Here is a 22527-nt window from a genome sequence, read left to right as displayed (position 1 = left end):
CGCAATGATCGGTTTGGTTCTTGTTACCCATGGCCGTTTGGCTGACGAATTTATCACCGCAATGGAACATGTGGTTGGCCCGCAAAAAGCGATTCTGCCCGTTTGCATCGGCCCGCATGATGACATGGAAGAGCGGCGTCAGGAAATTGCCGACTCCATCGAAAAGGTCCAGAATGGAAAAGGCGTTATCATTCTCACCGATTTATTTGGCGGAACACCTTCCAATCTCGCCATTTCACTGATGGACAAGGGCAAGGTCGAGGTGATCGCCGGCGTCAATCTGCCAATGCTTATCCGCCTGGATGGCGCGCGCAAATGCATGGATGTGAGTGACGCCGTTACGGCCGCCAGGGAAGCCGGTCAAAAATATATTAGTGTTGCTTCTGAAATTCTTGGAAGTGACGCGTGAGCGAATATCGCCGGACCGTCGCCATCACCAATAATCGCGGGCTTCATGCCAGAGCCAGTGCAAAATTTGTAACTTATGTCAGCAAATTGCCGGGAGGCCTGACGGTCAAGGTTGGCAAGGACGGTACTGAAGTAACCGGAACATCGATCATGGGTTTGATGATGCTGGGTGCCGCCAAAGGAGACAGCGTCGAAATTATCGTCGCCGGTGATCAGGCCGAAAGCGCTCTGGATAAACTGGCCGGGTTAGTCGTTGACGGCTTTGGCGAGGATTAAGGCCCATGTCTGCCTCTGAACGTCGCCAGATTACCGGCTTTTCCAATCCGACGATCAAGCGTCTCAAAAGCCTGCGCGAGAAGAAACATCGCAAGCGCGAAGGCCATTTTCTTGCCGAAGGCCTGCGCATCCTGACCGAGGCGCTGGAAGCGGGCAAAACCCCGAAATTACTGGTAGTTGTTGAGGATACAGACCTTCACCCGCTAGCTCAGAAAATCGAACAGGCAACTTTCGACGCTGGTGGCGAAGTGATTGAAACCAGCGAGGCGATTATTGCCAAGCTGTCCGGCAAATCCAATCCGCAATCGATTATCGGCATTTACGAAGATCATCCTACGCCGCTGAATGAGCTTGATCGCGGCGATTCCGGAATCTGGCTCGTCGCCCAGGCACTCCGCGATCCTGGCAATCTGGGGACCATTTTACGCACCGGCGATGCAGTGGGCGCTGGCGGATTGATACTGATCGATGACTGTGTCGATCCCTTCTCGGTTGAAGCGGTGCGGGCCAGCATGGGTGCAATATTCACCCAGAATATATCACAGGCTCCGTGGGACGAATTTATCGGATGGCTGCGCGCCGGTGAAGGTCAGCTGGTCGGAACCAGTCTGAATACCGACAAAGACTATCAATCGGTGCAGTATAAAGCCCCTACATTTCTGCTGATTGGCAACGAAGCACAGGGTTTGCCAAACGAATATGAAGGCGCTTGCGATACGCTTGTAAAAATGCCGATGATGGGCAAGGCCGACAGCCTCAACGCGGCGGTTGCCAGCGCTGTGATGGCCTACGAAGTGCTAAACCAACGGCGTAAATAATCGCTGTTCATCAATAGTGATCAATATGCTATCTCAATTCTGGGAGAGAGAAGCATGAAAAAAGCAATATTACTCACACCAGTTCTGTCGTTATTGTTGGTGGCTTGTGGCGACAAAGCGCAGGACGCACCGGTAACCGAAGAAAAACTGTCCGAATATAAAGCCATCGGCACAGAGCCAGGTTGGGCCGTAGAGGTCAATGGCGATGAAATCATCTATAGCTCGATGGAAGCAACCAATGATTTCACCCTGCCCGTGCAAAGGATGACAAAAACTGCAACAGGCTGGGAAGTTAAGGGCTTTAGCGATCAGCATAACATCACCCTCACCATAACATCCGGCACAGAATGCAGTGATGGTATGAGTGACCGCGTATATGCGGATACGGTCAGAACAGCCGTCAGCGGCACCGGTTATCTAGATGGTTGCGGCGGCGAGATATTATCCGGTCCCGACACGCCATAAGCTGCCCTGCAGACAGGTCCTAGGACGGCGCTTATTCTGCAGCTTCGTCTTTGACGTCCCGGTCGTCCTCGATGAGCGCGGCTTCCACATCGTTGGAATAACGCGGCAAGGCCTCAACCTCCGCCACCGGCTCAAGTTCCTTTTTTCCGGTCTCGATGTTGAGTTCCGCAAACTTCCGTCCCGTCGCCATGACGTTGCGCTCAAAACTGCCGACAAATTTGTTGTAATTACCGACTGCGCTGCCAAGGCCCGACCCCATGCGTTTGAGATGTTCGCCAGCCACGGCTAGCCGGTCATACATTTCCTTGCCCAACTGCCCGATCTGCTTGGCCTCTGCCGCCATTTTCTCCTGCCGCCATACACCAGCAACGGTGCGCGCTATCGCCACCAGATTGGTGGGCGTCGCGAGCAGTACCTTTTTCTCGAAAGCATGATCCCATAAATTTGGTTCATGCTCCAGCGCAGCGGAAAGGAAATGCTCGCCAGGCACAAACATGATCACATAGTCGGGCGCATCTTCAAACTGGTCCCAATAGGCTTTTTTGGACAGGCCATCGATATGAGCTTTCATCGAATTGCAATGCCGCGCCATTGCAAAACTGCGCGCATCATCATCCTCCGCCTCAAACGCGTCCTGATAGTCATTGAGCGAGACTTTGGCATCGATGACCAGCTTTCGGCCACCCGGTACGCTGATTACTGCATCGGGACGCAGACGCCCTTCATCGGTGTCAATGCTCTGCTCTGTCACAAAATCGGTATGTTCCGACAGGCCGCAAGTTTCGAGCACATTTTTTAACTGCTGCTCGCCCCAGCGTCCGCGCGACTTTGGCGCGTTGCGCAGGCTGTTAACAAGCCGTGCCGCCTCCTGCTGCACGCGGTCCTGTCCTTGGCGCACTTGCTCGATAGTTGCCGTAATTCCGGCATAGGATTCGGTGCGTTCTTTCTCGATTTTACGGATACTTTCTTCATATGCAGAAAGCCGTTCATTAACCGGTTGCAGCAACTTGGCGATTTTCTCGCCGCCTTTTTCATTGGCCTGGTCAAACCGTTGATCGGCGCGTTCCAGAAACTGGCGCTGGGCGGTTTCGAGCATCTTCGCACCAACTTCGGAAAATTGTGCAGACAGCGTTTCTTTCGCTTCGGTCAATTGCTGCAGCTGTTTTTCATGGTTACGCGCATCTGCTTCTAGAGAAGCGAGAGATTGCCGCGCCTGATCGCGATCATCGCGAATGGAATCACGCTCGGATCGCGCTTCATCCCGCTCCGCCTGTACGCCATCCAGCATGGATCTGAGTGATGTGGCTGTTTCTTCGGCAGCCTTGCTCGAAGCCGAAGCCGCTCGGCCGCCCATAAACCAGCCTGCAACTAGGCCAATAACGAGAGTAACAATAGCTATCAGGAGAGCGACAACAGCGTCCAAGACAAGCCCTTTCAATTGGAACGAAAGGAGAACCTAGACTGTGGGGCGCTTACATGCAACAGGGCTTTTGTCCTGAAATTGCTTCAGGATGGCTGAACAACCAGACTAGGCCGCTTCCTTGCGGTGCTTTGCCAGTTTTTTGAGTACCATTTGCCGCTTCAGGCGGGACAGATGGTCGATGAACAATATGCCCTCAAGATGGTCCATCTCATGCTGCAAACAGGTCGCGAGCAGGCCGTCCATCTGTTCTTCATATTGTTTCCCGGTCTCATCCTGCCAGCGTGCAGTTATGGTCGCAGGCCTCTCTACGTCGGCATATTGTTCAGGCACCGAAAGGCAGCCTTCGCTATAGACATTCAAATCCTCTGATGGATTGAGAATCTCGGGGTTAATGAACACTTTGGGATCGCGAACGACCTCATGGTCATGATCGCAATGCTCGCCATGTTCATGGTCATGTTCCACAGGCTCTTGCAGGTCGATGACCAATATCCGCTTGGGAACACCCACCTGAATCGCGGCAAGGCCAATGCCCGGTGCGTCATACATGGTTTCAAACATGTCGGCGATCAGCGTTTTCAGCTCGTCATCAAACACGGTAACCGGCTCTGAAACGGTTTTCAGGCGCGGATCGGGAACTTCAAGAATAGGTAATATGGACATGCGCGAAATTTAGGGATTCTACCGGGATTCGTCAAGGACTGGTGACCACGCTCAATCGCCACTAATAGGTCTGCGCGAACGCAGCGCCTGCGCCAATGTCCCTTCATCAAGATAGTCAAGTTCGCCGCCCACCGGTATGCCATGGGACAACTGGCTGAGACGCAATGGATAATTTTCGAGCCGCTCGGCAATATAATGGGCGGTGGTCTGGCCCTCCAATGTGGCATTCATGGCCAGAACGACCTCGTCAATGCCGCCTTGCTCCACCCGCTTGATCAGCTTATCGATGGCAATATCTTCGGGTCTCACGCCGTCTAATGCCGACAGCCGCCCGCCCAGAACGTGGAATTTGCCGGGAAAGAGACGCGATTTATCGAGCGCCCACAGATCCGACACTTCCTCGACCACACATAGTGATTTCGGATCCCGCCGCGGATCGCTGCAAATCTGGCAGGGGTCCTGTGTATCGACATTGCCGCAAATGGCGCAGGTGACAAGATTGGCATCAACCTTTTCCATCGCCGCCAATATCGGCTTCATGGTTGTTTCGGGGCGCTTCAGCAGATGAAGCACCGCCCGCCTAGCCGAGCGCGGACCCAAGCCCGGAAGTTTGGACAGAGCCTGAACCAGATTTTCGATTTCTTGCGATGCCATGATTTGACCTTTAGGGCCATGATGTGCGTGCTGCCAATATAAAATCATGCTGTCCTACACGGACGAGTTTGGTTAGGGAGACTGCATGACTCACAAACCCATTGAATTCGCGACATTCAAGGCGTTACGAAACGAATCCGTATTGTCACCCCCACCGGATGGACGGGGTGAGAATTGTGTGAACTTTGGAGTGACCAAGAGCTCGCACGGTCGCAGGATTACCCCTGTGATTTGTGTGAACTTTGAACGGTATAATTGCGAAACAAAAGATGCCGGCTGGTGCTCCGCACTTGATGCGGAGCCTAGGATGGCTGCCGCGCCCGTCTGCTCTGGGCTCCGCATCAAGTGCGGAGCACAAAAACTGGAAGCTGGCGAAAAGCGCTCTGTGAACTGTGTGAACTTTGGAACCGGCGATATTATGCACCAGGTGCAATTATGACCACCGAAACGCCTACAAAACTGCGCCTGGCATTCATGGGCACACCGGAATTTGCTGTACCGGCCCTGCGCGCTTTGCATACGGCGAGACACGAGATTGCTGCTGTCTATTCACAGCCGCCGCGCCGTGCCGGGCGAGGAAAGAAACTAACCCCATCACCCGTGCAAAAAGTCGCAGAGGAATTGGGATTAGAAGTCCGCGTGCCGGTTTCCTTGAAGAGCGAGGAAGCTAAGGCGGAATTTGCCGCGCTTGATCTCGATGCCGCTGTGGTGGCGGCTTATGGCTTGATCTTACCGCAAGCGATATTGAATGCACCCAAAATGGGGTGCCTGAATATCCACGGATCGCTGTTGCCACGCTGGCGTGGTGCGGCTCCGGTACAACGGGCGATACTGGCGGGTGATGAGGAAACCGGCATAACCATCATGCAGATGGAGGCCGGTTTGGATACCGGCCCGATGCTGCTGAAATCCAGCACGCCGATTGCGGAAAAAACCGCAGGCGAACTGACCGAAGAGCTAGCGCAAACAGGTGCTGATCTGATGGTGCAATATCTCGCAAATCCGGAAGACTATCTGCCTGAGATCCAGGATGATGCACTTGCCACCTACGCCAAGAAGATCGAAAAGCAGGAAGCCCGTGTGAACTTTGATCAGCCCGCCAGAGCGGTACTGCAGCAGATCCGCGCATTTAATCCCGTGCCGGGCGCATTTTTCGAATTTGGCGGCGACCGCTATCGCGTCCATGCTGCGGAGCTAATGGATACATCCGGTTCAGCGGGAATATTGCTCGATGAACAAATGACAATCGCCTGTAGCGACGGGGCGATCAAACCAACACTCATTCAAAAAGCAGGCCGTCCGAAACTGACGCTGTCGGAGTTTCTGAACGGCACCCAAATTCCCGTAGGCACATCGCTGCAATGACCCGTTTTGCAATCACTCTGGAATATGATGGTCGCCCATTCATGGGCTGGCAGCATCAGGATCACGGCCCCAGTGTCCAGCAGGCTGTTGAAAATGCTATTAAAACTATCACCCAGCAAGAGATTCGCGTGTTCGCCGCTGGCCGCACGGACGCGGGTGTGCACGCACTGGGCATGCGGGCACATTTTGATCTCGAGACAAGGTTGACGCCCTTCCGGTTGATGGAGGGCTTGAACGCCGGACTGCGTCCGCATCCGGTTGCAGTGCTGGCTTGTGACATTGTCGATGATGACTGGCATGCCCGCTTCAGCTGCATCGGACGGCGCTATGTCTACAAGATCACCAACCGCCGCGCGCCGCTAACACTGGATAAGGGGCAGAGCTGGCAGGTTGCCAGACCGCTGGATGCCGGGGTGATGCATGATGCCGCGCAGTTGCTGGTCGGGCAGCATGATTTCACGACATTCCGCTCCACCCAATGTCAGGCGCAGAGCCCGGTGAAGACCTTGGACAGCATTTCCGTCACGCGCTTTGGCGAAGAGATTGAGGTGGAGGTCGCGGCGCGATCGTTCCTGCATCATCAGGTGCGCTCGATGGTGGGTTGTCTGAAACTGGTTGGCGATGGGAAATGGGCGCGTGATGATTTGCTGAAGGCACTAGAGGCAAAAGACCGCGATGCGCTGGGGTTCAACGCGCCGCCGGACGGGCTCTATTTTGTCGATGCGATTTATCCGAAGACGGAAGAGCCGTCAGAGACCGAATAGGCGCTGCAAGGATTTATCGAGCATCAGCAATTGCCAGAGCAAGCGGCTGTTATCCGCCTTTCCGGCGATATGATCATCGGCCACTTTGCCTAGGGCCTGTTGATCAAACCAGCCCATCCGGGCCAACGCCCCGGCACTGGAGATATCTCGAGCTTCATCAGCCAGCGGCCCGCGAAACCAAGCGGCAATCGGCGTCACAAAGCCCATTTTTGGGCGATAGAGGATATCTTGCGGCAGATAGCGTTCCATAGACTTTTTCAGCAGATATTTGCCGGTCCCGCGACGCACCCGCAAATTGGTCGGCAGCCGGGCAGCAAACTCCATCAGCTTATAATCCAGCAAAGGCTCCCGCGCCTCAAGGCTTACCGCCATGCTGGTCCGATCGACCTTGGTCAGGATATCGCCTGGCAACCACATTTTCATGTCGGCATATTGTGCCTGATCGAGACCATTTCGCGCCGGTGCACTCTCCATCAGGTCGATCATCCGGGCCTCGCCCTGATAGCCATCCAACTGCTTGGACATCGCATCGGAATAGATCACATGACGGCCCGCTGGCGTAGTCACCCCAACCGCTTCCGCGTAACCTTCCGGTCCGGAGCGGGCGAGAGACTGCAAGGTAGACTTGGCGCGCAGTGGCCGCGGCGCCCAATCCGCCTTGGGATAGATCTTGCCGAGCCAGCCCAAAGCCGGACCGCGAAGGGATTGCGGGATAAGACCCCTCACCCGTTCTTCGGCATGATGAAACACATGGCGGCGATAACCGGCCAGCGCTTCATCCGCACCGTCACCCGACAATGCGACGGTCACATTCTCCCGGGCCAGCTCGGCTACACGATAGGTCGGCAAAGCAGATCCATCAGCAAAAGGTTCATCAAAATGGTCGGCCAGCCTATCAATCAGGCCGAAATCATCCGCCGCCACGGTTCGTGCGCGGTGATCGGTTTTGAACCGTTCCGCCACCCGTTCGGCATAGCTTGTCTCGTCCAGCGACGCCTGGTCAAAACCGATGGAACAGGTTTTGACCGGCTGCCGGCTCTTCTCCGACATCAATGCAACCACCGCACTGCTGTCCACACCGCCGGACAGGAACGCCCCTAAGGGCACGTCAGCAATCATCCGGGAGCCGACCGCATCTTTCATCAGCGCAATCAGCTCTTCTTCAAGCTCCGCCGCCGAGGCCTTGCTGCGCTGGCTGAAATCCATATCCCAGTACTGGATGGGCGCTGGTTCCGGCTTGCCTTGTTCGAGCAGCAGGTAGTGCCCAGCAGGCAGTTTCTTGACACCCTTCAACAACGACCGGTGATCCGGCACATATCCGAACGCAAGATAGTCATCGACAGCGCGCATTTCCGGTTCGCGGCGCAACAAGGGGTTGGCGAGCAAAGCCTTCAGCTCCGATCCGAATAAGATGCTGCCATCCGATACCGGTGCATAGAAAAGCGGCTTCACGCCCAGCCGATCCCGCGCCAGAAAAAGCTGTTTGGTGCGCTGGTCAAATATCGCAAAAGCGAACATGCCATTGAGCCGCTTCAGGCAATCGACACCCCATTGACGCCAAGCGTAAAGAATGACCTCGGTATCGCTGCTGGAGGTGAATTGATGGCCAAGCGATTCGAGTTCCACCCGGACGTCCTGAAAATTGTAGATCTCGCCATTATAGCTGATCACCTGCGCGTCATCAGCAGTCAGCATCGGCTGCGCCCCGCCTTCCAGATCGATGATCGACAAGCGGCGATGACCCAGACCGACGCCCGGTGCGGTCCAGATTCCGGAACCATCAGGTCCGCGGTGAGTCAGGCTGTCCGTCATTTTGCGCAGGCGAACGGGATCAACCGGCTTGGCCGTCTCCAGATGAAATATTCCCGCAATGCCGCACATGATGTGCGCCCTAGCGCAGACCTGCCATTTCGTCAGCCACTTTATCGAGGGGGCCCAGCGCCTTACGGAAATCATCCATGGCCGCCGCTGGTCCACCTTCATCGGTTTTTTCAGCGGATATCAGGATTGCAACGGCCTGCTGGTTGCCACCAAGCAATTTGCTTTTCAGAGTTTCAAGCTTCACGGCCGAGCCGCTGCCGGTCAGTATGTTTCCGACGCGGTAGAAGGACTGGACGTCGCGTACCACCGGACCGGGCGCCGTTATCTGTATTGCCTTGCCTGATGCGGGCGCTGGCAGATTCCGGCTCCAGGACCAGTCCGTGCCGGGATCAAAAGCGCCCTGCCCATAGCCAACAATCTCGCGGCCATCTTCCTGCCGGTCATATACGGCAATGGCGAGATCAACCTCTGCACCACTTGAGACATGGCGATAGCGACCGAGCAACTGATGATTGGAACCATCAAATCGCGGCTGCCAGTCGAATTGCGGACGATAGTCAACCCGCTCCCAGCCAACAACTTTTGGAAGAGCGATCTTGTCCGGTACCGACGAACTTTGCACAGCCAACGCCGATGTCCACAATAGGGGTGCCGCGATCATTGCTGCCATCGCGATCATGGCGTGAACTGGCGCCAGCTTTGATCCGGTTGAACCGCTTTGTGCAATTGCATCGCCATCAATCATTGGTTCGTCAATCTTGCGATCGAAAAATGGCCAGCCAATGATCATGATCAAGGCAAGCACAAATGCGAAGAAGAACCAGCCATAGAAGATATGATCAAAGCCCGTCGCAAAATCAGTGGTGGTATGATGCGCGATATAGATTGTTCCAAATGCGCGAATGCCATTAGCAAGGATCGGCACCGCCAGCGCTGCAAACATGAAGGCCGTTCGGCGCTGCCAGCTCTGGAAACATATATTGCTGACCAGCGCACCATAGGCGACCATTGCAATTAAGAACTTTACACCGGAGCAGGCCTCCGCCACTTCAAAATAGCCAGTGGGCGTGGAGATAAAAACGCCATCGATAAAAGCTGGAATATTCGCCCAACCAAGAAAAACCATCGACATTTTCGCCGTGATGGTTTGCAGAAACGGGACAAACTCCTCGCCGAAAGGCACAAAGAAAAAGCTGTAAAACAACGGAAAAATAAGACCACGCATAACCTTTGGACCAAGCAATGTGATGACAGCACCTTGCAACATCATCACCAGTCCCAGCTGGCGTGCGAAGGAAACACCGGCCGCCTCACCCAGCAACCAACCGCCGGAAGCCGCGCCGATCCACAGCAATCCCGGCGTCCAAATCGCCGGAGTGATTTTGGCCAGTTCCTCCAAGCGCTGGTGCACCAGCCAGACGATGATCGGGACTATCAGCAGACAGTGATTATAGGTTGAAACGTTCCACCAGGCATCCAGCATCGCCAGGCCGTCCCGCCAGAACAGGACTAATATCGCAGCGACCGTCAAACCCACCAGTCGCAGATGCTTTGCCCAGAGGGTCGCGCCAACAGCGCCCTCTGGTGCGTCCATGGACCGTTCAATAGCCGCGCTGCTCATTCCACCGCCTCGGCCATGATGTTTTCATCAAAACCACACAGCTCGGCGATGCCAGCGAGCTGTGTTTTCCAGCTGTAATTTGAACGGATCAAAGCGCTGGCTCTCTCGCCCAGCGCTTGCGCCTTGGCAGAATTTAATAACAGATCGCACACCAGCATTGCTTCCTGCTGCACATCGTCAGCGACACAAAAATGCTCGCCATTTGCAGCTTCAATGCCTTGCGCCGCAGCATCAGAAGCCACAACCGGCTTGCCCATAGCCATGGCCTCAAGCACCTTGTTCTGTATACCCCGTGCAATACGCAATGGTGCGACAACGATATCCGCTGCCTTTAACCAGCTGCGAATATCGTCAACACTGCCCATCACCATCGTGTTATTTGATCCATCCAGCCTGATAACGTCGGCCGTCGGCGCGCGTCCGACAATGGCGAATTGTGCGTCAGGGTGGTGGTTCAGAATTTCCGGCATTGCCTCTTTTGCAAAACTGACAACAGCTTCGATATTCGGACGATAATCCATCTGTCCGGTAAAGATGATCAGCGACCCTTCATGAGGAAGATCGACTGCGCTCACCTTTGCCGGATCATAAAAATCAAGATCAATCCCGTTGCCGACGGCTTTGACTTTCTGGTCATCAAGCCCCGAGCGCTGCCGAAACAATTCTGCTTCAGCGTCACTCACAAAAAGCGAATGGTCGGCAAAGGTTGCAACCCGTTTTTCAAATGCCCTCAGCAACCTGCCTTCGCGCCGGTTGATCCATGCCATTGGACCAACCCCGTCGTCCGCATAGCTTTCAAACTTGGCGCTATCGACGTCCACAAAATCCATGATCACCCGACCGGGGAAATCGGCTGGAACAAATTGCGCCATCTGTCCTGAAAATACGAAAATGCAATCAATCGACCGGGTCTTCAGTGTGTCCCGAACATATGTCTGAATTTCACGACTCTGAAAGGACGTCAGCGAAACCGGTTTGCCAGATGCAAGCGCCTCAATCCCGGCCTGCCAGTTGGGTTTGTTCCGCCTGACAATTTTCGATGATGCCAGGAGTGTTCTGATATCTCTATCTTCGTTGGCCTCGGCTTCGTCATCGGCAAAACAAGCCAAATGTACCGGTCGATATTCCATCAGCCTGCGCAAGATATGATGCGCACGAATTTTGTCTCCACGGTTCGGCGGCCATGGCACACGATGGGTCAGGAACAATATCCCGCCCATCAGCCCAAACCTTTGGCGATCATTGGTCCCAGACGGTTTGCAACAGACAGCGGCAGTTTTTGCCAAAGCGCCACTTGCAGCCGGTACTTTGGACTCATCGGATTAACATCACGGGCTTCTTCTCCGTCTGCCGTGCGAACAGCATAGGATAAAGGCTCCGGTTCAAAACCCCAGTTTTTCTTGAACGAATAGGCACCCGTTCCGATCTTTGATCGCCCAAAATCGAAACGCCCGCATCCCCTTTGCCGTGCGTGATTCATCAGCGCGTAGTACATGATGTCATTGGCCCGTAAACGGCGCGCATCATATGTACCGCCGCCCCAATAAGGCATGACCGTGTCCCTGTGATAAAGGCTCAATACACTGGCAACAGCTCGACCATCGCTTAAGACAGTCAGTATGTCCGCATCGGCCCCGAAAGCATCCATGACCGCATCAAATAATGCCTTGGGAAATACCGGCGTACCGAGGTTCCGAACACTTTCCGCATAGACAGCATAGTGATCTGCCCGATCCTCTTCGTCCGATCCGATCCTAATGGTCAGATCGTTTTTCAGCCCCTTGCGAACCTCGGCTCTTTGTTTGCGCGGAATGGCTAGCAACTGACTGTCGTCATCGTCCGCCAGATTGGTCACGAAACCTGCGTAGACATCGTTCTTGTTCTGCCACTTTCCACGCGGTGCTGGACCGCCTCTTAGTTCAACGGTTGGAAAGCTATGCGTTTCTGCAAAATCCCAAACGACATCCGCAAGTGTTTCTGTGGCTTGACTATCAACACCCAAAATACCGCCGCCGACGGCGAAACCCGAAGACACCAATGCGCGACCGAATAAAGCCGAATGGATAAGATTTAACGGCAATATGGCCTGCAATTCGCCAGCGGTATTCTCTGCCAGCATGTAACGCCAGCTGTGACCACATGCCTTTGAAACCGCAAGCACCCATGCTGGCCTGTGAAAGGCTGTACCCTGTGGATGATCGTTGATGAACTGGTCAATCCGCGCCAGCTCGTTCCGGTCTTCCTGATCCAAGATGCGGACCATGATGGCCTGCGGTGCAAAGGCCATGTTCATTGCGCCAACTCGGCTTCCAGCGCAGCCAGTTCGTCCATTCTACCCCACATATGATCCTGACCAACACGGATCAGTTTGGATCGCATCGTACTCAGCTTTGTGTAGTGACGTAGCTTTGACTTGAGTGGCGCATTGTGAACACGGGGTTGCTGGGGATCAATCTCCCAGGGATGAAAATAGAATATCGCGCCGCGGCCGTCATCCTTCTGCATTTTGCGGATGGCACGATCATAAAGCATATATGGGAGCAGCCGGAAAAAACCGCCTCCGCCAGAAGCTAACACCCGGCTCCCAACCTGTACCGTGGTCACCGGCAGTTCAATCAAATCCGATCCGGCAACTGGCTTCCACGCAAAGCGCGGCGATCCGGACCAACCATAATGGTCGTGCCTGATAGGAGCCACACTGGATGAATAGCGATAGCCTTGCTCTGCCAATATCTCATGCGCCCAAGGCGTGCGCTGATCGATGGAAAAGCTGGGCGCGCGATAACCAGTAACGGCTTGCCCTGAAGCGTCTTCCAAAATCTTGCGTGTGCGATCCAGATCATAGCGAAACTGGTCCGGTGTCAACGTGAATACGCGCGCGTGATCATAGCCATGGCTAGCGACCTCATGCCCTGCCGCGCTAATGCGCTGCATCAATTTCGGATAACGTTCCGCCACCCATCCGAGTGTGAAGAAAGTGGCTTTAACTCCCATCTCAACGAAAAGGTCCAGCACGGCATCGCTATTGTGTTCGACACGATGCTCCAGGCCATCCCAATCGGTACGATCGATTACCGTTTCAAAGGCACCAACCTGAAACCAGTCTTCGATATCCACAGACATGGCGTTGAGCAAAGCATTGGCTTTTCTCGCCTTATCGATGGGTTCAAGCCGCGCGCCCTGCATTGACATAGCTTTCCTTGCTCCGGACATCGCTTTCGACCCAATCCACCAGCATCGTCAAGACACGGTGCAGACTTTCTTCCTGGCCATCCATGCGGGACTCAAGTGCCGACAATTGCCTGGAAATACTATCCAGCTGATTCAATACTGCACTATCCACTGCAGGTTCAACAGCTTCCGGCGCCTCCGCAACTTCTGGTTCAACAGATGTCGGCTCAGGAACAGCATCTGCGCTTCTAAACGGCAACACCTCATGGTCTGTCGGAACTGTTTCCTCGGAAACCGCTACAACAGGCTCAGGCACCACAGGATCAGCGGCCCGCTCGGGCTCAGGTTGCGCCTGGGAAACTTTTGCCGGCTTTTCCCATAACGGGCTTTTCACCTTAGTCAGATCAATGTCTGTTTCCGGCTCAGCAATGTCGACTTCCTCACCGTTCAAATCAGCCAGCACACGGCCGACCAATGGTTGATCAATCAGTTCAGCGTGCTCCACCGCACCCATGAGCAGGACACGGCTCATCAATGTGTTGATCTTCCTCGGGACCCCGCCTGTTTCACTGAACAGTAGGGCAAATACATCAGAGGTAATCTTCGGACGCCCTGACCACCCGCTTTTGGATAGTCGGTGGGTGATATAGGGTTCGATTTCATGCGCTTCCATCGGTTCGAGATGGTGATGCGCGATCACCCGTTGACGCAGTTGTTCAAGACGGTCGGATTGTTGCAGCATATCCCGAAATTCAGGCTGTCCGAGCAGGAATATCTGCAACAGCGCCTGACCACCAAGTTGAAAGTTGGAGAGCATACGGAGCTCTTCCAAGGCACCTGCAGGTAGATTTTGCGACTCATCGACAACCAGCAGGCACCGGCGTCCGGCACGTGCTTCGGCATGAAGAAATTCTTCAAAGGCGCTGAGCAGCTGCGCCTTGTCCATATCCTCGGTATCAATATCGAAGTTGTTTGCGGCAACCCGGACAATGTCTTTGCTATCCAGCGCGGTCGTCACAATGCTGGCAGCGGTCAGACGTTCACGGTCGATAGTCGCCATCAGGTGGCTGACCAAAGTTGTTTTACCAGCGCCTACGTCGCCTGTAATAACAATGAACCCCTCTCCCTGCGCCAAACCATAGCCGAGATAGGATAATGCCTTGCGGTGCGTCAGGCTTTCAAAATAATAATGCGGATCCGGCGTCAGCTGGAATGGCCGGCTTTTCAGTCCATAAAAAGTTTCATACATACTGGTATCTCCCACCCACACTCGCGGTGATATTGCTAAAATTCATATTGCAGCCCAAGCAATGCAGATGCCGTAAGCTCACTGTCAAAGCCGTCTTGCTGAAAGCTGTCGAGACCAACAGCGGCGGTCCCATTCAATCCTGGAATAATCTGGCGATAATAGGCCGCGTTGGCACCCAGTGCGAGCACGTTAGGCGCTCCGGCAAAGCCACTATCCAGCAGATTTGCGTAAACATTGGTATCGAAGCTGGATCGGGCATCAATCTGGCGTCCGATCGACAGGTTGGCATAATAGTTCTGATCAACCAGACCATCGACATTGGCGAGACCACCCAGTTGTGATGCAATGAACCGGCGGCGCGAATAGCCAGTGGCCAAAGACGTGTTCCAACCATTATAGCTATAAGCCAATTGTGCGTTTACGCCGCGCGCCCGGAATGATGACGAGGCAGCAGATTGCAATGCATCGTTGATGCAAAGGCTGCTGGTTTGTCCAAAGGCACATCCATTCAGTTCACCGCTCAACGGGTTGCGATTGCTGGTGAAGCTGGTTCCCAGAGAATCGAGATTATCATTCAGCAAGTTACCGAAGCCGGATACCGTGTCATAAACCGAGACGTTGAGCGATGTGTTCTCATTAGGCTGATACCCAAGGCTACCGGCATAAGTCGTGCTGCCATAACGTCGGCCGATACGTGCTTCCAGCGAAGTCCTTCGGCTAGGACGCCACAGCACACCGGCATCCCAGATCAGGCCATCCTGATCGTAAGACAGCAAACGCGGAGATGCTTCATCGGTTACCAACCGACCATCGCTATCGACAACCGGATCACCGTTAACGTCCCGCAGGGCGTCACGTTCGGAAATTTCGATGTCCTCATAACCGACACCACCTACCAGTGCGACGGTAGGCGTAACCGGAACCGTTACATCGGCGCGCGCGTATTTGCCCTCAAAACGCTGATCCAGCTGACCAGCATCTTCACGCTCATAACCCGCACTAACAGACCAACCGAAGGGAAGGTCGCGTGGCTGCATTCCGACGCTGGCACTGGCTGAGTGGCTAACGCTGTCGTCGAAAATATCAATCGGCAACTGCCCCGGAGGCAATATGCCAGTATCTTCGCTTTCGACCTTTGTATAGCCAACGCGGTAATTGGCGTTCACATCCAGCGCACCAATATTGGTGGACAATGATGGTCCAGCATAAATTGAGTAAACCTGCGTGACATTGTCGATATTTCCGACAGTATTGGTTGGCGATTCCCCACGCAGATCGATGCGGCTGCGCGTCGCAATACCGCCTGCTTCCAGTGCGAGAACGTTAGGCACGACTTGCACACTGCCGCGAGCAAGGCCGCTCAAAATATCATCATCGCCGATATCATCTTCATAGAAAAAACGGCGCTCATAGCGCACATTCACTTGCGCTTCTGCCTGACGGGTCTGGATGGATGTTTCGAGGCCCGCGGCAACTGTCGTGTAGGTCAAGACCTCCGAACCGTTTTTCAGGTCGGCGACCAATACCTGTTGTACTTCGAGATAGGGTGTAACCTCAACATTGCGGCTTTGCGCCTGTGCAGGCTGCACGGCAACCATGGCCAGGGGAACCAAAACTGCTCCCTGCCTGATTAAGTTCATGAACTTACTCTTGCTCACGATTATTCTCCATATCCATAATAGGATCCAAAGCTCCGCCCGGTCGGCGAGAATTTCGTACCGTTGAGAAGCAATTGGATATTGTCACAGCCAGCCATCAAACTAAGCGCGTCACGCAGGGCTGTTTCGGTTGTTTCATCCGCTTTGACGACCATCACCACCTGTCCGACATGGGTCGCGAGCACGGATGCTGGCGAGGCCGACAAGGCGGGCGGTGAATCAAAAATAACAATTCGGTTGGGATTGTTCTGGGTTAACCGGTTGAGCACCTCTTGTGTCCGCGAAGAGGCAAGATATTCAGTGTCCGCATTAGTCTGCTCGCCCGCCGGCAAGATCGCCAGACCGGCAATATCGGTATGAATAATACAGTCCTCGACCGGCAATTGCGGATCCGCCAGCGCATCCATCAGGCCCTTGCTGCCTTCCAGGCCAAGACTGGACAAAATGCTGGGCTTTGCGAAATCAGCGTCGACGAGCAGCACCTCATTGTCTTTTTCTGCCGCAATGGACAGAGCCAGGTTAAGGGCGCAAAATGTCTTGCCTTCATTCGGATGTGCCGAACAGATGAGAATGCGTTCACCATGTGGCAGTCGCGCCTGCTTGGTCGTTCCTTTCGCTGCCAGCAAAAGCTGTCGCTTGATGATACGAAACTCTTCGGAAATGCCGGTGACGGGACCATCAGGCACAACAAAGCCCGCTTCGCGCAGTTTCTCACGATCAACGATGACACGCGGGCCATCGTAAGCAGGAGCGCGATCTGATGCGGCTGGCACCATCGGCCGTTTCGTTATTTCGGGCGGCAAAATTTCCGGCCCATAGTTTTCTATCGGACCACCCTTTTTCGATGGGACATAGTCATAGACCTGCCCTGCGCGTTCAAGCAGAGACCCTGATTTACTGAGAGGATTATATTTGTTCATCTTCTTTCCTCAAGCCACCATGCCGCGCTGAATAAATTCGACGACCATCAGCAACGCAAAGACACCAACAAGGGCACCACCGGCGCTGTAGAACAGGCGCATTTTCTTTTGTCTTATGGCCCTTTGGCTGCTCGTCAGGATCTGCGAAACCGAGCCTATAACCGGCAGTCCACTAGCCTTTTCAAGCCGTGCCGACGTCGGATAGCTGGTCTGCAATTGCCCCATGGCAAAAGCCGCACCAACACCGCCCCCAACACCGACAAACAGAACCATCGCCAGCAACAGCGGCCGGTTAGGTGCAGCGGGAGACCTTGGGCTGGAGGGAGGATCGATCACCTTGAATTTTACCGAATCTGTTTCCGATTCCACCTGTCCGCGCAGTTTGATCTGCTCCCGGTCTTGGAGCAATTTGTCATACTGGCTTTTCAGCACGTCATAGTCGCGGTTTATGCGCGCCATTTCAGCAGCAACTCCGGGCTCCAGAGACTGCTTGGACATCAGCTGCGTCATATCCGCCTGAATCGCGTTTTTCCGGGCTTGCAAAGCGGCAACCGAGGCTTGGCGCTCAGCGCGCATGCTTTGCAGTGAGCTATAAGCGGGATTTGGCGTTCCATAGGCGCGTGAACCTTTGGGCTCTGCTGCAACCTGTGCACGCAAAGCGGCAATTTCGCTTTTCATGGCAATGATATCCGGATGGCTATCCGTCCATCCTCGCGCTCTGGCCGATGCCAATTTGCCTTGCGCCTGCGCCAACTGACCACGTGCGCCGCCGCCTGAACTGGCACCTCCAAATCCCGGAGTGGCAATTGTTGGCGGTGTTCCCGACAACTGACCGTTCAAGGCTGCCAGTGAGCTGGATGCAGAGGCCAATTGCGACTCAATCTGTCGAAGCTCTGCCCGTGATGCTTCTATGCGCTGGCTGATTGAGCCGACACCGGGCAAAAGACCAAGATTTTCAGTTTCAAACTGTACGCGCTTCTGCTCTGCTTCCTGCAAGGCCTTTTCACGGGTCGCAAGCTGGCCATCCAGAAATTTCAGTGTCTGCGTTGTTTCATCACGGTCACCGGACAGGTTTTCTTCAACGAAAATATCGATCATCTTTTGGACAATAGCGCGCGACAAAACAGCATTTTCTGCATCTGAGAAATTGCTCGCAGATGATTTCGCCGTAATCTCGAAAAGATTATCTTTTTCCGATTTGATCTCGATGTTTTTGCGCAACATCTCAACTTTGCCAGCCAATTCCCGGTCGCTCGCAACCGACAGATTCAGATCAGTCCCACGAACCACTTTTTCGAGGTTGATGGTAGAAGCCAGCGTTTCTTGGACCCGGTCCATATTCTTTTTACGGTCGCGGGATTCGATACCCACCTTGTCAGACAGGATGGACTGCATTTCGACAAAGACGCGTGCTTTGGATTCATAGCTATTCGGAATCAGCGCAACGACCAGCCATCCCAGCAAACAGATGCCCCAGGCGACAGCCAATGCCAGCCAGCGCCTGTTCCAGACGCTGTGCACTGCTATTCTAAATTCATCATAAAGGCCGTTCATTGATCTTTTCGATCCCTTTTAAGCTTTGCGCCCCTCTGTTTCGGGTAGCGGCGGTTAAAACATGCTCTTTGGAATGATGATCACATCACCGGGACGCAGCATCACGTTGGCTTTTGTCTGGCCGCGATCCAGCAGATCGGCGATGCGCAGTGCATATTCCTGTTGCTTGCCAGTCCCGCGATCATAACGGACGAGGCGTGCTTTATTGCCGGACGCAAATTCCGACAAACCACCAACAGCGATCATTGCATCGAGCAGAGTCATATTGGCGCGATATGGTATCGAAGCCGGTTTTTCGGTCGCTCCGACAACCCGGATTTGCTGTGAAAATGTACCCGAGAAATTATTGACGATAACCGACACCAAGGGCTCGTTGATATATTCCGACAGCTGCAACTTTAGATCTTCTGCAAGCATAGCGGGGGTTTTCCCCACAGCAGGCATGTCGGTAATCAGCGGTGTGGTTATCCGGCCATCGGGACGAACTTGAACCTTCGCGCCCAATTCCGGATTGCGCCAGACAAAGATGGTGAGTTCGTCAAGCGGTCCGATAACATATTCTTCACCCGGACCTTCCTGCATTGAAACAAATGAAGCGGGTGGCAATTGAGGCCCTGAAGATGTGCTGGAGCATCCGGTAACCGAAAGGGATACCAATCCAGCGCCGAGAAGATATCTCGGCAGGTTTTTCTTTTTCGAAGCAATAGTCATTCTTAAATCCTCGCAAACAACCGTTGGCGAACGGTCGATTCCACGGAGAAATCGGCCGATCACACATAGTCTTGCGAAAGCTATCGGTGAAAATAGTGAAGATAGCGTTAGGATTGATAGAAATTAGGGTTAATATTTCCCAGTTTTATTGGGATTGTGGAGTCTTGCGACCTCAACCAACCATTACTTCCTTGGCTGCCCCCTGCCCCAGAAAATTTGCAGGACTGGCTGTCGCACCATAAGCCCCGGCACAGAATATCGCGACCACATCGCCAACCTGTGCGACCGGCATTTCCGCACGGTCGCTCAAAAGATCAAGCGGGGTACACAGACAACCCACAATGGAAACAGTCTCTTCCGATGGTTGATCATAACGGTTTGCGATCGCCGCTGGATAGTTCCGGCGGATAACCGTTCCGAAGTTACCGCTTGCGGCGAGCTGATGATGCAGGCCGCCATCTGTTACCAAAAATGTCTCGCCCTGACTCTCTTTCCGGTCCACTATCCGAGTCAGATAAACCCCGGCTTCACCAACAAGATAGCGCCCTAGCTCAAGCGCAAATTGCGTATTTGACAATATAGCAGCCAGATCAGAAAACTGTTGCTTCAAGGCAATCCCGATTTCCGTGATATCCAAGGCCTCGTCACCAGGAAAATAGGGTATACCGAAACCCCCACCCAGATTAACATGTTCCGGACTATGACCGATTTCATCAGCCAGTCGCGCCGCCAGGGCAATGGTCTGCGTCTGAGTTTCTATAATGGCATCGGCCTTCAAAGCCTGCGACCCGGCAAAAATATGGAATCCGCGCCAGTGTGCGTCTGATGCCATTATCTTGCGCACGGTTGGAGCAACGAGATCAGTGTCCATACCAAATTGCTTGGCACCACCCCCCATTTTCATACCGGAGCCCTTCAAATCGAAATCCGGGTTAACGCGGACCGCAAGGCGCGGTTTAATCCCTTCCCGGGCACCAATAGACAGAGCCCGGTCAGATTCGTTTGGTGATTCGATGTTGATCGTAACGCCGGCCCTTATGGCTTGCAGCAGTTCATCATCCCGCTTACCCGGACCAGCGAAGCTGATGTGGCCCGCAGTAGCCCCAGCCCCCAAAGCCATGGCCAGCTCACCGCCAGAGGCAATATCGATACCGTCAACAAGGGTAATCATGTGCGAAAGCACAGGTGCAAAGGGATTGGCCTTCATCGCATAATGAATGTGTAATTGTTCCGGCATAGCTGCACGCAAAGCTTCAATCCGCCGACTAAGCAGGCTCTCCGAATAGACAAAAAGCGGTGAGCCATGCTCGCCCACCAAATCAATGGCAGATGCACCGCCGATAGCTAGCTCGCCGCCTAAACTTTCATAGCCGTCAGGTATCGGGCCGATAGGCTTGACCTTGTTCATATATTCCGGGCCTTTGCCAATGCGTTACGATCCAGTTTCCCGTTAGGGTTTTTTGGAAATTCTTTCATCACAACAATATCCCGCGGGTGCATAAAATTCGGTAAATTGCGTTTAAGATATTTATTCAACGCCTGCCCAATATCTTCTGTTTCCTCACCTGTAGCAGGCCGAACATAAAGGCAAATCGCATGCCCCAACCGCTCATCCGGAACGCCAATAGCCACGGCTTCCGCGATAAACCCGGACTCAACCGCAACCTCTTCAATCTCTGATGGACTGATCCGGTTTCCGGAGCTTTTGATCATATTATCGGTTCGTCCAACGAAATAAAGCAAGCCATCGCTTTCTCGCCTGACTGTATCGCCCGACCAGACTGCTATTCCGCCATATTCGGATGCCACGGGTGCCGATTTGAAGCGTTCGGCTGTGCGGTTATCATCCTGCCAATATCCCTGTGCCACAAGCGGTCCGGCATGAACGAGCTCCCCCTCTTGCCCAACTGCTGCAATATCGCCATCTGAGCCAACCACCATGATTTCCGCAAAAGGAATGGCGGTTCCCATGCTGGTCGGATTGTCATCGATCAACGCCGGTTCCAGATAAGTGGATCGAAAAGCCTCGGTCAATCCATACATGGCGTAAATATCTGTCTTAGAGCCAAAAATAGCCCGTAATTGCTTCACCAGAGATGGCGTCAAGGCACCGCCGCTATTGGTGAGTCGGCGCATGGATAATATCCCCTCCTCTGACCAGCTCTGGTCCACCAATTGCACCCAAAGCGGTGGGACGGCCGCCAATGTGGTAATGGCTTCACGCGAGCAGGCCTTTATGACATCGCGCGGTGTCAGATAATCCAGTGGATAGGCGCAACCTCCCGCAAACCAGGTCGAAAGCAACTGATTCTGACCATAATCAAAACTTAGGGGCAGCACACATAGCGTTCGGTCATCGGGCTTCATCTTCAAATATTGCGCGACACTGACAGCACCAAGGCTGAGATTAGCGTTGGTGAGCATCACACCCTTTGGCCGTCCAGTTGATCCACTAGTGTATAATATCGCTGCCAGAGCGTTGACATTCTTGGCAGTTTCATTGGGTTCTAGCGGATCCGCTACGTTGTCCATATCGGTCGAAACCGCTGCATCGTTCCAAACTGCACATCCCTTATCGACCGGCATATCTTCAAGAGACTTTATGCGCCCGGTATTGGTAATCAGCAGTTTTGAGCCACTGTCTGTCACGATATGCTTTACCTGGGCAGGCTTCAGAATGGGATTTACTGGCACATGCACCAGTCCCGCACGAACCGCTGCGAGCGGCATGATACAGGCCAATTCCGTCTTCGGCAGCCATGTTGCTACCCTGTCGCCTTTGTCGAAACTTTGATCCAGTAACCAACGCGCCAATAAACCCACACGATGATTTAACATCTTGTAGCTAAGAGAGCCTGAGCGTGTGACCAAGGCCGTGGCGTCGGGATCTTTTCCAACGGCAAGACGGTCCAAAGGGAACGCGTGTTTTATGTGTTCAGTAGTCAAATGCTTGAGCCTATGGGAAAAAGTAGAAATTTGTGACAGA

At 53.9% G+C, this 22527-nt stretch carries 21 protein-coding genes; 6 read left to right on the top strand and 15 right to left on the bottom strand.

Features of this window, described 5'->3' with window-relative positions:
• Positions 1-4 precede the first annotated feature (4 nt).
• The 4 genes from AC6I9Z_RS10690 to AC6I9Z_RS10675 are packed head-to-tail and all read left to right on the top strand — an operon-like array spanning position 5 to position 1967.
• The gene (locus AC6I9Z_RS10690; protein ID WP_461455835.1) at positions 5-409 is read left to right on the top strand and encodes a PTS sugar transporter subunit IIA; all 405 of its coding nucleotides are present in this window, start codon (positions 5-7) and stop codon (positions 407-409) included.
• The gene (locus AC6I9Z_RS10685) at positions 406-684 is read left to right on the top strand and encodes an HPr family phosphocarrier protein (RefSeq protein ID WP_461455834.1); all 279 of its coding nucleotides are present in this window, start codon (positions 406-408) and stop codon (positions 682-684) included. The genes AC6I9Z_RS10690 and AC6I9Z_RS10685 overlap by 4 nt, the downstream gene beginning before the upstream one ends.
• A 5-nt stretch (positions 685-689) precedes the next feature.
• Positions 690-1502: a TrmH family RNA methyltransferase gene (locus tag AC6I9Z_RS10680; RefSeq protein ID WP_461455833.1), complete on the top strand. Its 813-nt coding sequence runs from the start codon at positions 690-692 to the stop codon at positions 1500-1502.
• A 54-nt stretch (positions 1503-1556) separates the two neighbouring features.
• Positions 1557-1967: a COG3650 family protein gene (locus tag AC6I9Z_RS10675; RefSeq protein ID WP_461455832.1), complete on the top strand. Its 411-nt coding sequence runs from the start codon at positions 1557-1559 to the stop codon at positions 1965-1967.
• A gap of 31 nt (positions 1968-1998) precedes the next feature.
• Here the strand turns inward: AC6I9Z_RS10675 and AC6I9Z_RS10670 are convergent, their stop codons facing one another.
• From AC6I9Z_RS10670 to recR, 3 genes are all read right to left on the bottom strand, one after another.
• Complete coding sequence (locus AC6I9Z_RS10670; RefSeq protein ID WP_461455831.1) at positions 1999-3390, bottom strand: DNA recombination protein RmuC; 1392 nt, start codon at positions 3388-3390, stop codon at positions 1999-2001.
• 105 nt (positions 3391-3495) lie between these two features.
• Complete coding sequence (gene def, locus AC6I9Z_RS10665) at positions 3496-4053, bottom strand: peptide deformylase (RefSeq protein WP_461455830.1); 558 nt, start codon at positions 4051-4053, stop codon at positions 3496-3498.
• 51 nt (positions 4054-4104) lie between these two features.
• A complete protein-coding gene (gene recR, locus AC6I9Z_RS10660) occupies positions 4105-4707 on the bottom strand; it encodes a recombination mediator RecR (RefSeq protein ID WP_461455829.1) in 603 nt (200 codons plus the stop codon).
• A gap of 459 nt (positions 4708-5166) precedes the next feature.
• Here recR and fmt point away from each other — a divergent pair, with 459 nt between their 5' ends.
• Together fmt and truA are read left to right on the top strand one after the other, a co-directional pair.
• A complete protein-coding gene (gene fmt, locus AC6I9Z_RS10655) occupies positions 5167-6072 on the top strand; it encodes a methionyl-tRNA formyltransferase (RefSeq protein ID WP_461456897.1) in 906 nt (301 codons plus the stop codon).
• Positions 6069-6836 (top strand): tRNA pseudouridine(38-40) synthase TruA, encoded by a 768-nt coding sequence (truA, locus tag AC6I9Z_RS10650; protein WP_461455828.1) that lies wholly within the window; start codon positions 6069-6071, stop codon positions 6834-6836. The genes fmt and truA overlap by 4 nt, the downstream gene beginning before the upstream one ends.
• On the opposite strand, the gene AC6I9Z_RS10645 is transcribed toward truA, so the two are convergent.
• The 12 genes from AC6I9Z_RS10645 to AC6I9Z_RS10590 all read right to left on the bottom strand — a co-directional run bounded on the left by AC6I9Z_RS10645 (position 6822) and on the right by AC6I9Z_RS10590 (position 22487).
• A complete protein-coding gene (locus tag AC6I9Z_RS10645) occupies positions 6822-8717 on the bottom strand; it encodes an XrtA/PEP-CTERM system amidotransferase (protein ID WP_461455827.1) in 1896 nt (631 codons plus the stop codon). The two genes, truA and AC6I9Z_RS10645, sit on opposite strands and share 15 nt — an antisense overlap.
• 10 nt (positions 8718-8727) lie before the next feature.
• On the bottom strand, positions 8728-10278 hold the full coding sequence (xrtA, locus tag AC6I9Z_RS10640; protein WP_461455826.1) for an exosortase A: 1551 nt from the start codon (positions 10276-10278) through the stop codon (positions 8728-8730).
• A complete protein-coding gene (locus tag AC6I9Z_RS10635) occupies positions 10275-11498 on the bottom strand; it encodes a TIGR03087 family PEP-CTERM/XrtA system glycosyltransferase (protein ID WP_461455825.1) in 1224 nt (407 codons plus the stop codon). Before AC6I9Z_RS10635 ends, xrtA begins: the two co-directional genes overlap by 4 nt.
• Positions 11498-12571, bottom strand: coding sequence for a FemAB family XrtA/PEP-CTERM system-associated protein (locus AC6I9Z_RS10630; RefSeq protein WP_461455824.1), 1074 nt, complete (start codon positions 12569-12571; stop codon positions 11498-11500). Before AC6I9Z_RS10630 ends, AC6I9Z_RS10635 begins: the two co-directional genes overlap by 1 nt.
• Positions 12568-13464 (bottom strand): XrtA system polysaccharide deacetylase, encoded by an 897-nt coding sequence (locus AC6I9Z_RS10625; protein WP_461456895.1) that lies wholly within the window; start codon positions 13462-13464, stop codon positions 12568-12570. The genes AC6I9Z_RS10630 and AC6I9Z_RS10625 overlap by 4 nt, the downstream gene beginning before the upstream one ends.
• Entirely contained in the window at positions 13445-14698 is a 1254-nt protein-coding gene (locus AC6I9Z_RS10620) for an XrtA/PEP-CTERM system-associated ATPase (protein ID WP_461455823.1), read from the bottom strand. The genes AC6I9Z_RS10625 and AC6I9Z_RS10620 overlap by 20 nt, the downstream gene beginning before the upstream one ends.
• Before the next feature lie 35 nt (positions 14699-14733).
• The gene (locus AC6I9Z_RS10615) at positions 14734-16356 is read right to left on the bottom strand and encodes a porin family protein (RefSeq protein WP_461455822.1); all 1623 of its coding nucleotides are present in this window, start codon (positions 16354-16356) and stop codon (positions 14734-14736) included.
• Between the two features lie 2 nt (positions 16357-16358).
• Complete coding sequence (locus AC6I9Z_RS10610; protein WP_461455821.1) at positions 16359-17276, bottom strand: AAA family ATPase; 918 nt, start codon at positions 17274-17276, stop codon at positions 16359-16361.
• Positions 17277-17285: 9 nt separating this feature from the next.
• On the bottom strand, positions 17286-18830 hold the full coding sequence (locus AC6I9Z_RS10605; RefSeq protein WP_109357145.1) for an XrtA system polysaccharide chain length determinant: 1545 nt from the start codon (positions 18828-18830) through the stop codon (positions 17286-17288).
• Positions 18831-18884: 54 nt separating this feature from the next.
• Positions 18885-19541, bottom strand: a complete 657-nt coding sequence (locus tag AC6I9Z_RS10600; protein ID WP_461455820.1) for an XrtA/PEP-CTERM system exopolysaccharide export protein — start codon at positions 19539-19541, stop codon at positions 18885-18887.
• Positions 19542-19713: 172 nt separating this feature from the next.
• Positions 19714-20949, bottom strand: a complete 1236-nt coding sequence (locus tag AC6I9Z_RS10595) for a pyridoxal-dependent decarboxylase, exosortase A system-associated (protein ID WP_461455819.1) — start codon at positions 20947-20949, stop codon at positions 19714-19716.
• A complete protein-coding gene (locus AC6I9Z_RS10590; protein ID WP_461455818.1) occupies positions 20946-22487 on the bottom strand; it encodes an acyl-CoA ligase (AMP-forming), exosortase A system-associated in 1542 nt (513 codons plus the stop codon). The genes AC6I9Z_RS10595 and AC6I9Z_RS10590 overlap by 4 nt, the downstream gene beginning before the upstream one ends.
• Positions 22488-22527: the final 40 nt, after the last annotated feature.

The sequence above is a fragment of the Parasphingorhabdus sp. genome, from assembly GCF_059726685.1.
Note: the sequence above shows the minus strand (reverse complement) of the source record. Positions and strands in the feature narration are given on the sequence as shown.

Excerpts from the sequence above, each read along its gene's own strand:
- AC6I9Z_RS10690 (WP_461455835.1), top strand. The coding sequence starts at position 5 with ATGATCGGTTTGGTTCTTGTTACCCATGGCCGTTTGGCTGACGAATTT.
- AC6I9Z_RS10680 (WP_461455833.1), top strand. The coding sequence starts at position 690 with ATGTCTGCCTCTGAACGTCGCCAGATTACCGGCTTTTCCAATCCGACG.
- AC6I9Z_RS10675 (WP_461455832.1), top strand. The coding sequence starts at position 1,557 with ATGAAAAAAGCAATATTACTCACACCAGTTCTGTCGTTATTGTTGGTG.
- def (WP_461455830.1), bottom strand. The coding sequence starts at position 4,053 with ATGTCCATATTACCTATTCTTGAAGTTCCCGATCCGCGCCTGAAAACC.
- recR (WP_461455829.1), bottom strand. The coding sequence starts at position 4,707 with ATGGCATCGCAAGAAATCGAAAATCTGGTTCAGGCTCTGTCCAAACTT.
- truA (WP_461455828.1), top strand. The coding sequence starts at position 6,069 with ATGACCCGTTTTGCAATCACTCTGGAATATGATGGTCGCCCATTCATG.
- AC6I9Z_RS10645 (WP_461455827.1), bottom strand. The coding sequence starts at position 8,717 with ATGTGCGGCATTGCGGGAATATTTCATCTGGAGACGGCCAAGCCGGTT.
- xrtA (WP_461455826.1), bottom strand. The coding sequence starts at position 10,278 with ATGAGCAGCGCGGCTATTGAACGGTCCATGGACGCACCAGAGGGCGCT.
- AC6I9Z_RS10635 (WP_461455825.1), bottom strand. The coding sequence starts at position 11,498 with ATGGGCGGGATATTGTTCCTGACCCATCGTGTGCCATGGCCGCCGAAC.
- AC6I9Z_RS10630 (WP_461455824.1), bottom strand. The coding sequence starts at position 12,571 with ATGAACATGGCCTTTGCACCGCAGGCCATCATGGTCCGCATCTTGGAT.
- AC6I9Z_RS10625 (WP_461456895.1), bottom strand. The coding sequence starts at position 13,464 with ATGCAGGGCGCGCGGCTTGAACCCATCGATAAGGCGAGAAAAGCCAAT.
- AC6I9Z_RS10620 (WP_461455823.1), bottom strand. The coding sequence starts at position 14,698 with ATGTATGAAACTTTTTATGGACTGAAAAGCCGGCCATTCCAGCTGACG.
- AC6I9Z_RS10610 (WP_461455821.1), bottom strand. The coding sequence starts at position 17,276 with ATGAACAAATATAATCCTCTCAGTAAATCAGGGTCTCTGCTTGAACGC.
- AC6I9Z_RS10605 (WP_109357145.1), bottom strand. The coding sequence starts at position 18,830 with ATGAACGGCCTTTATGATGAATTTAGAATAGCAGTGCACAGCGTCTGG.
- AC6I9Z_RS10600 (WP_461455820.1), bottom strand. The coding sequence starts at position 19,541 with ATGACTATTGCTTCGAAAAAGAAAAACCTGCCGAGATATCTTCTCGGC.
- AC6I9Z_RS10595 (WP_461455819.1), bottom strand. The coding sequence starts at position 20,949 with ATGAACAAGGTCAAGCCTATCGGCCCGATACCTGACGGCTATGAAAGT.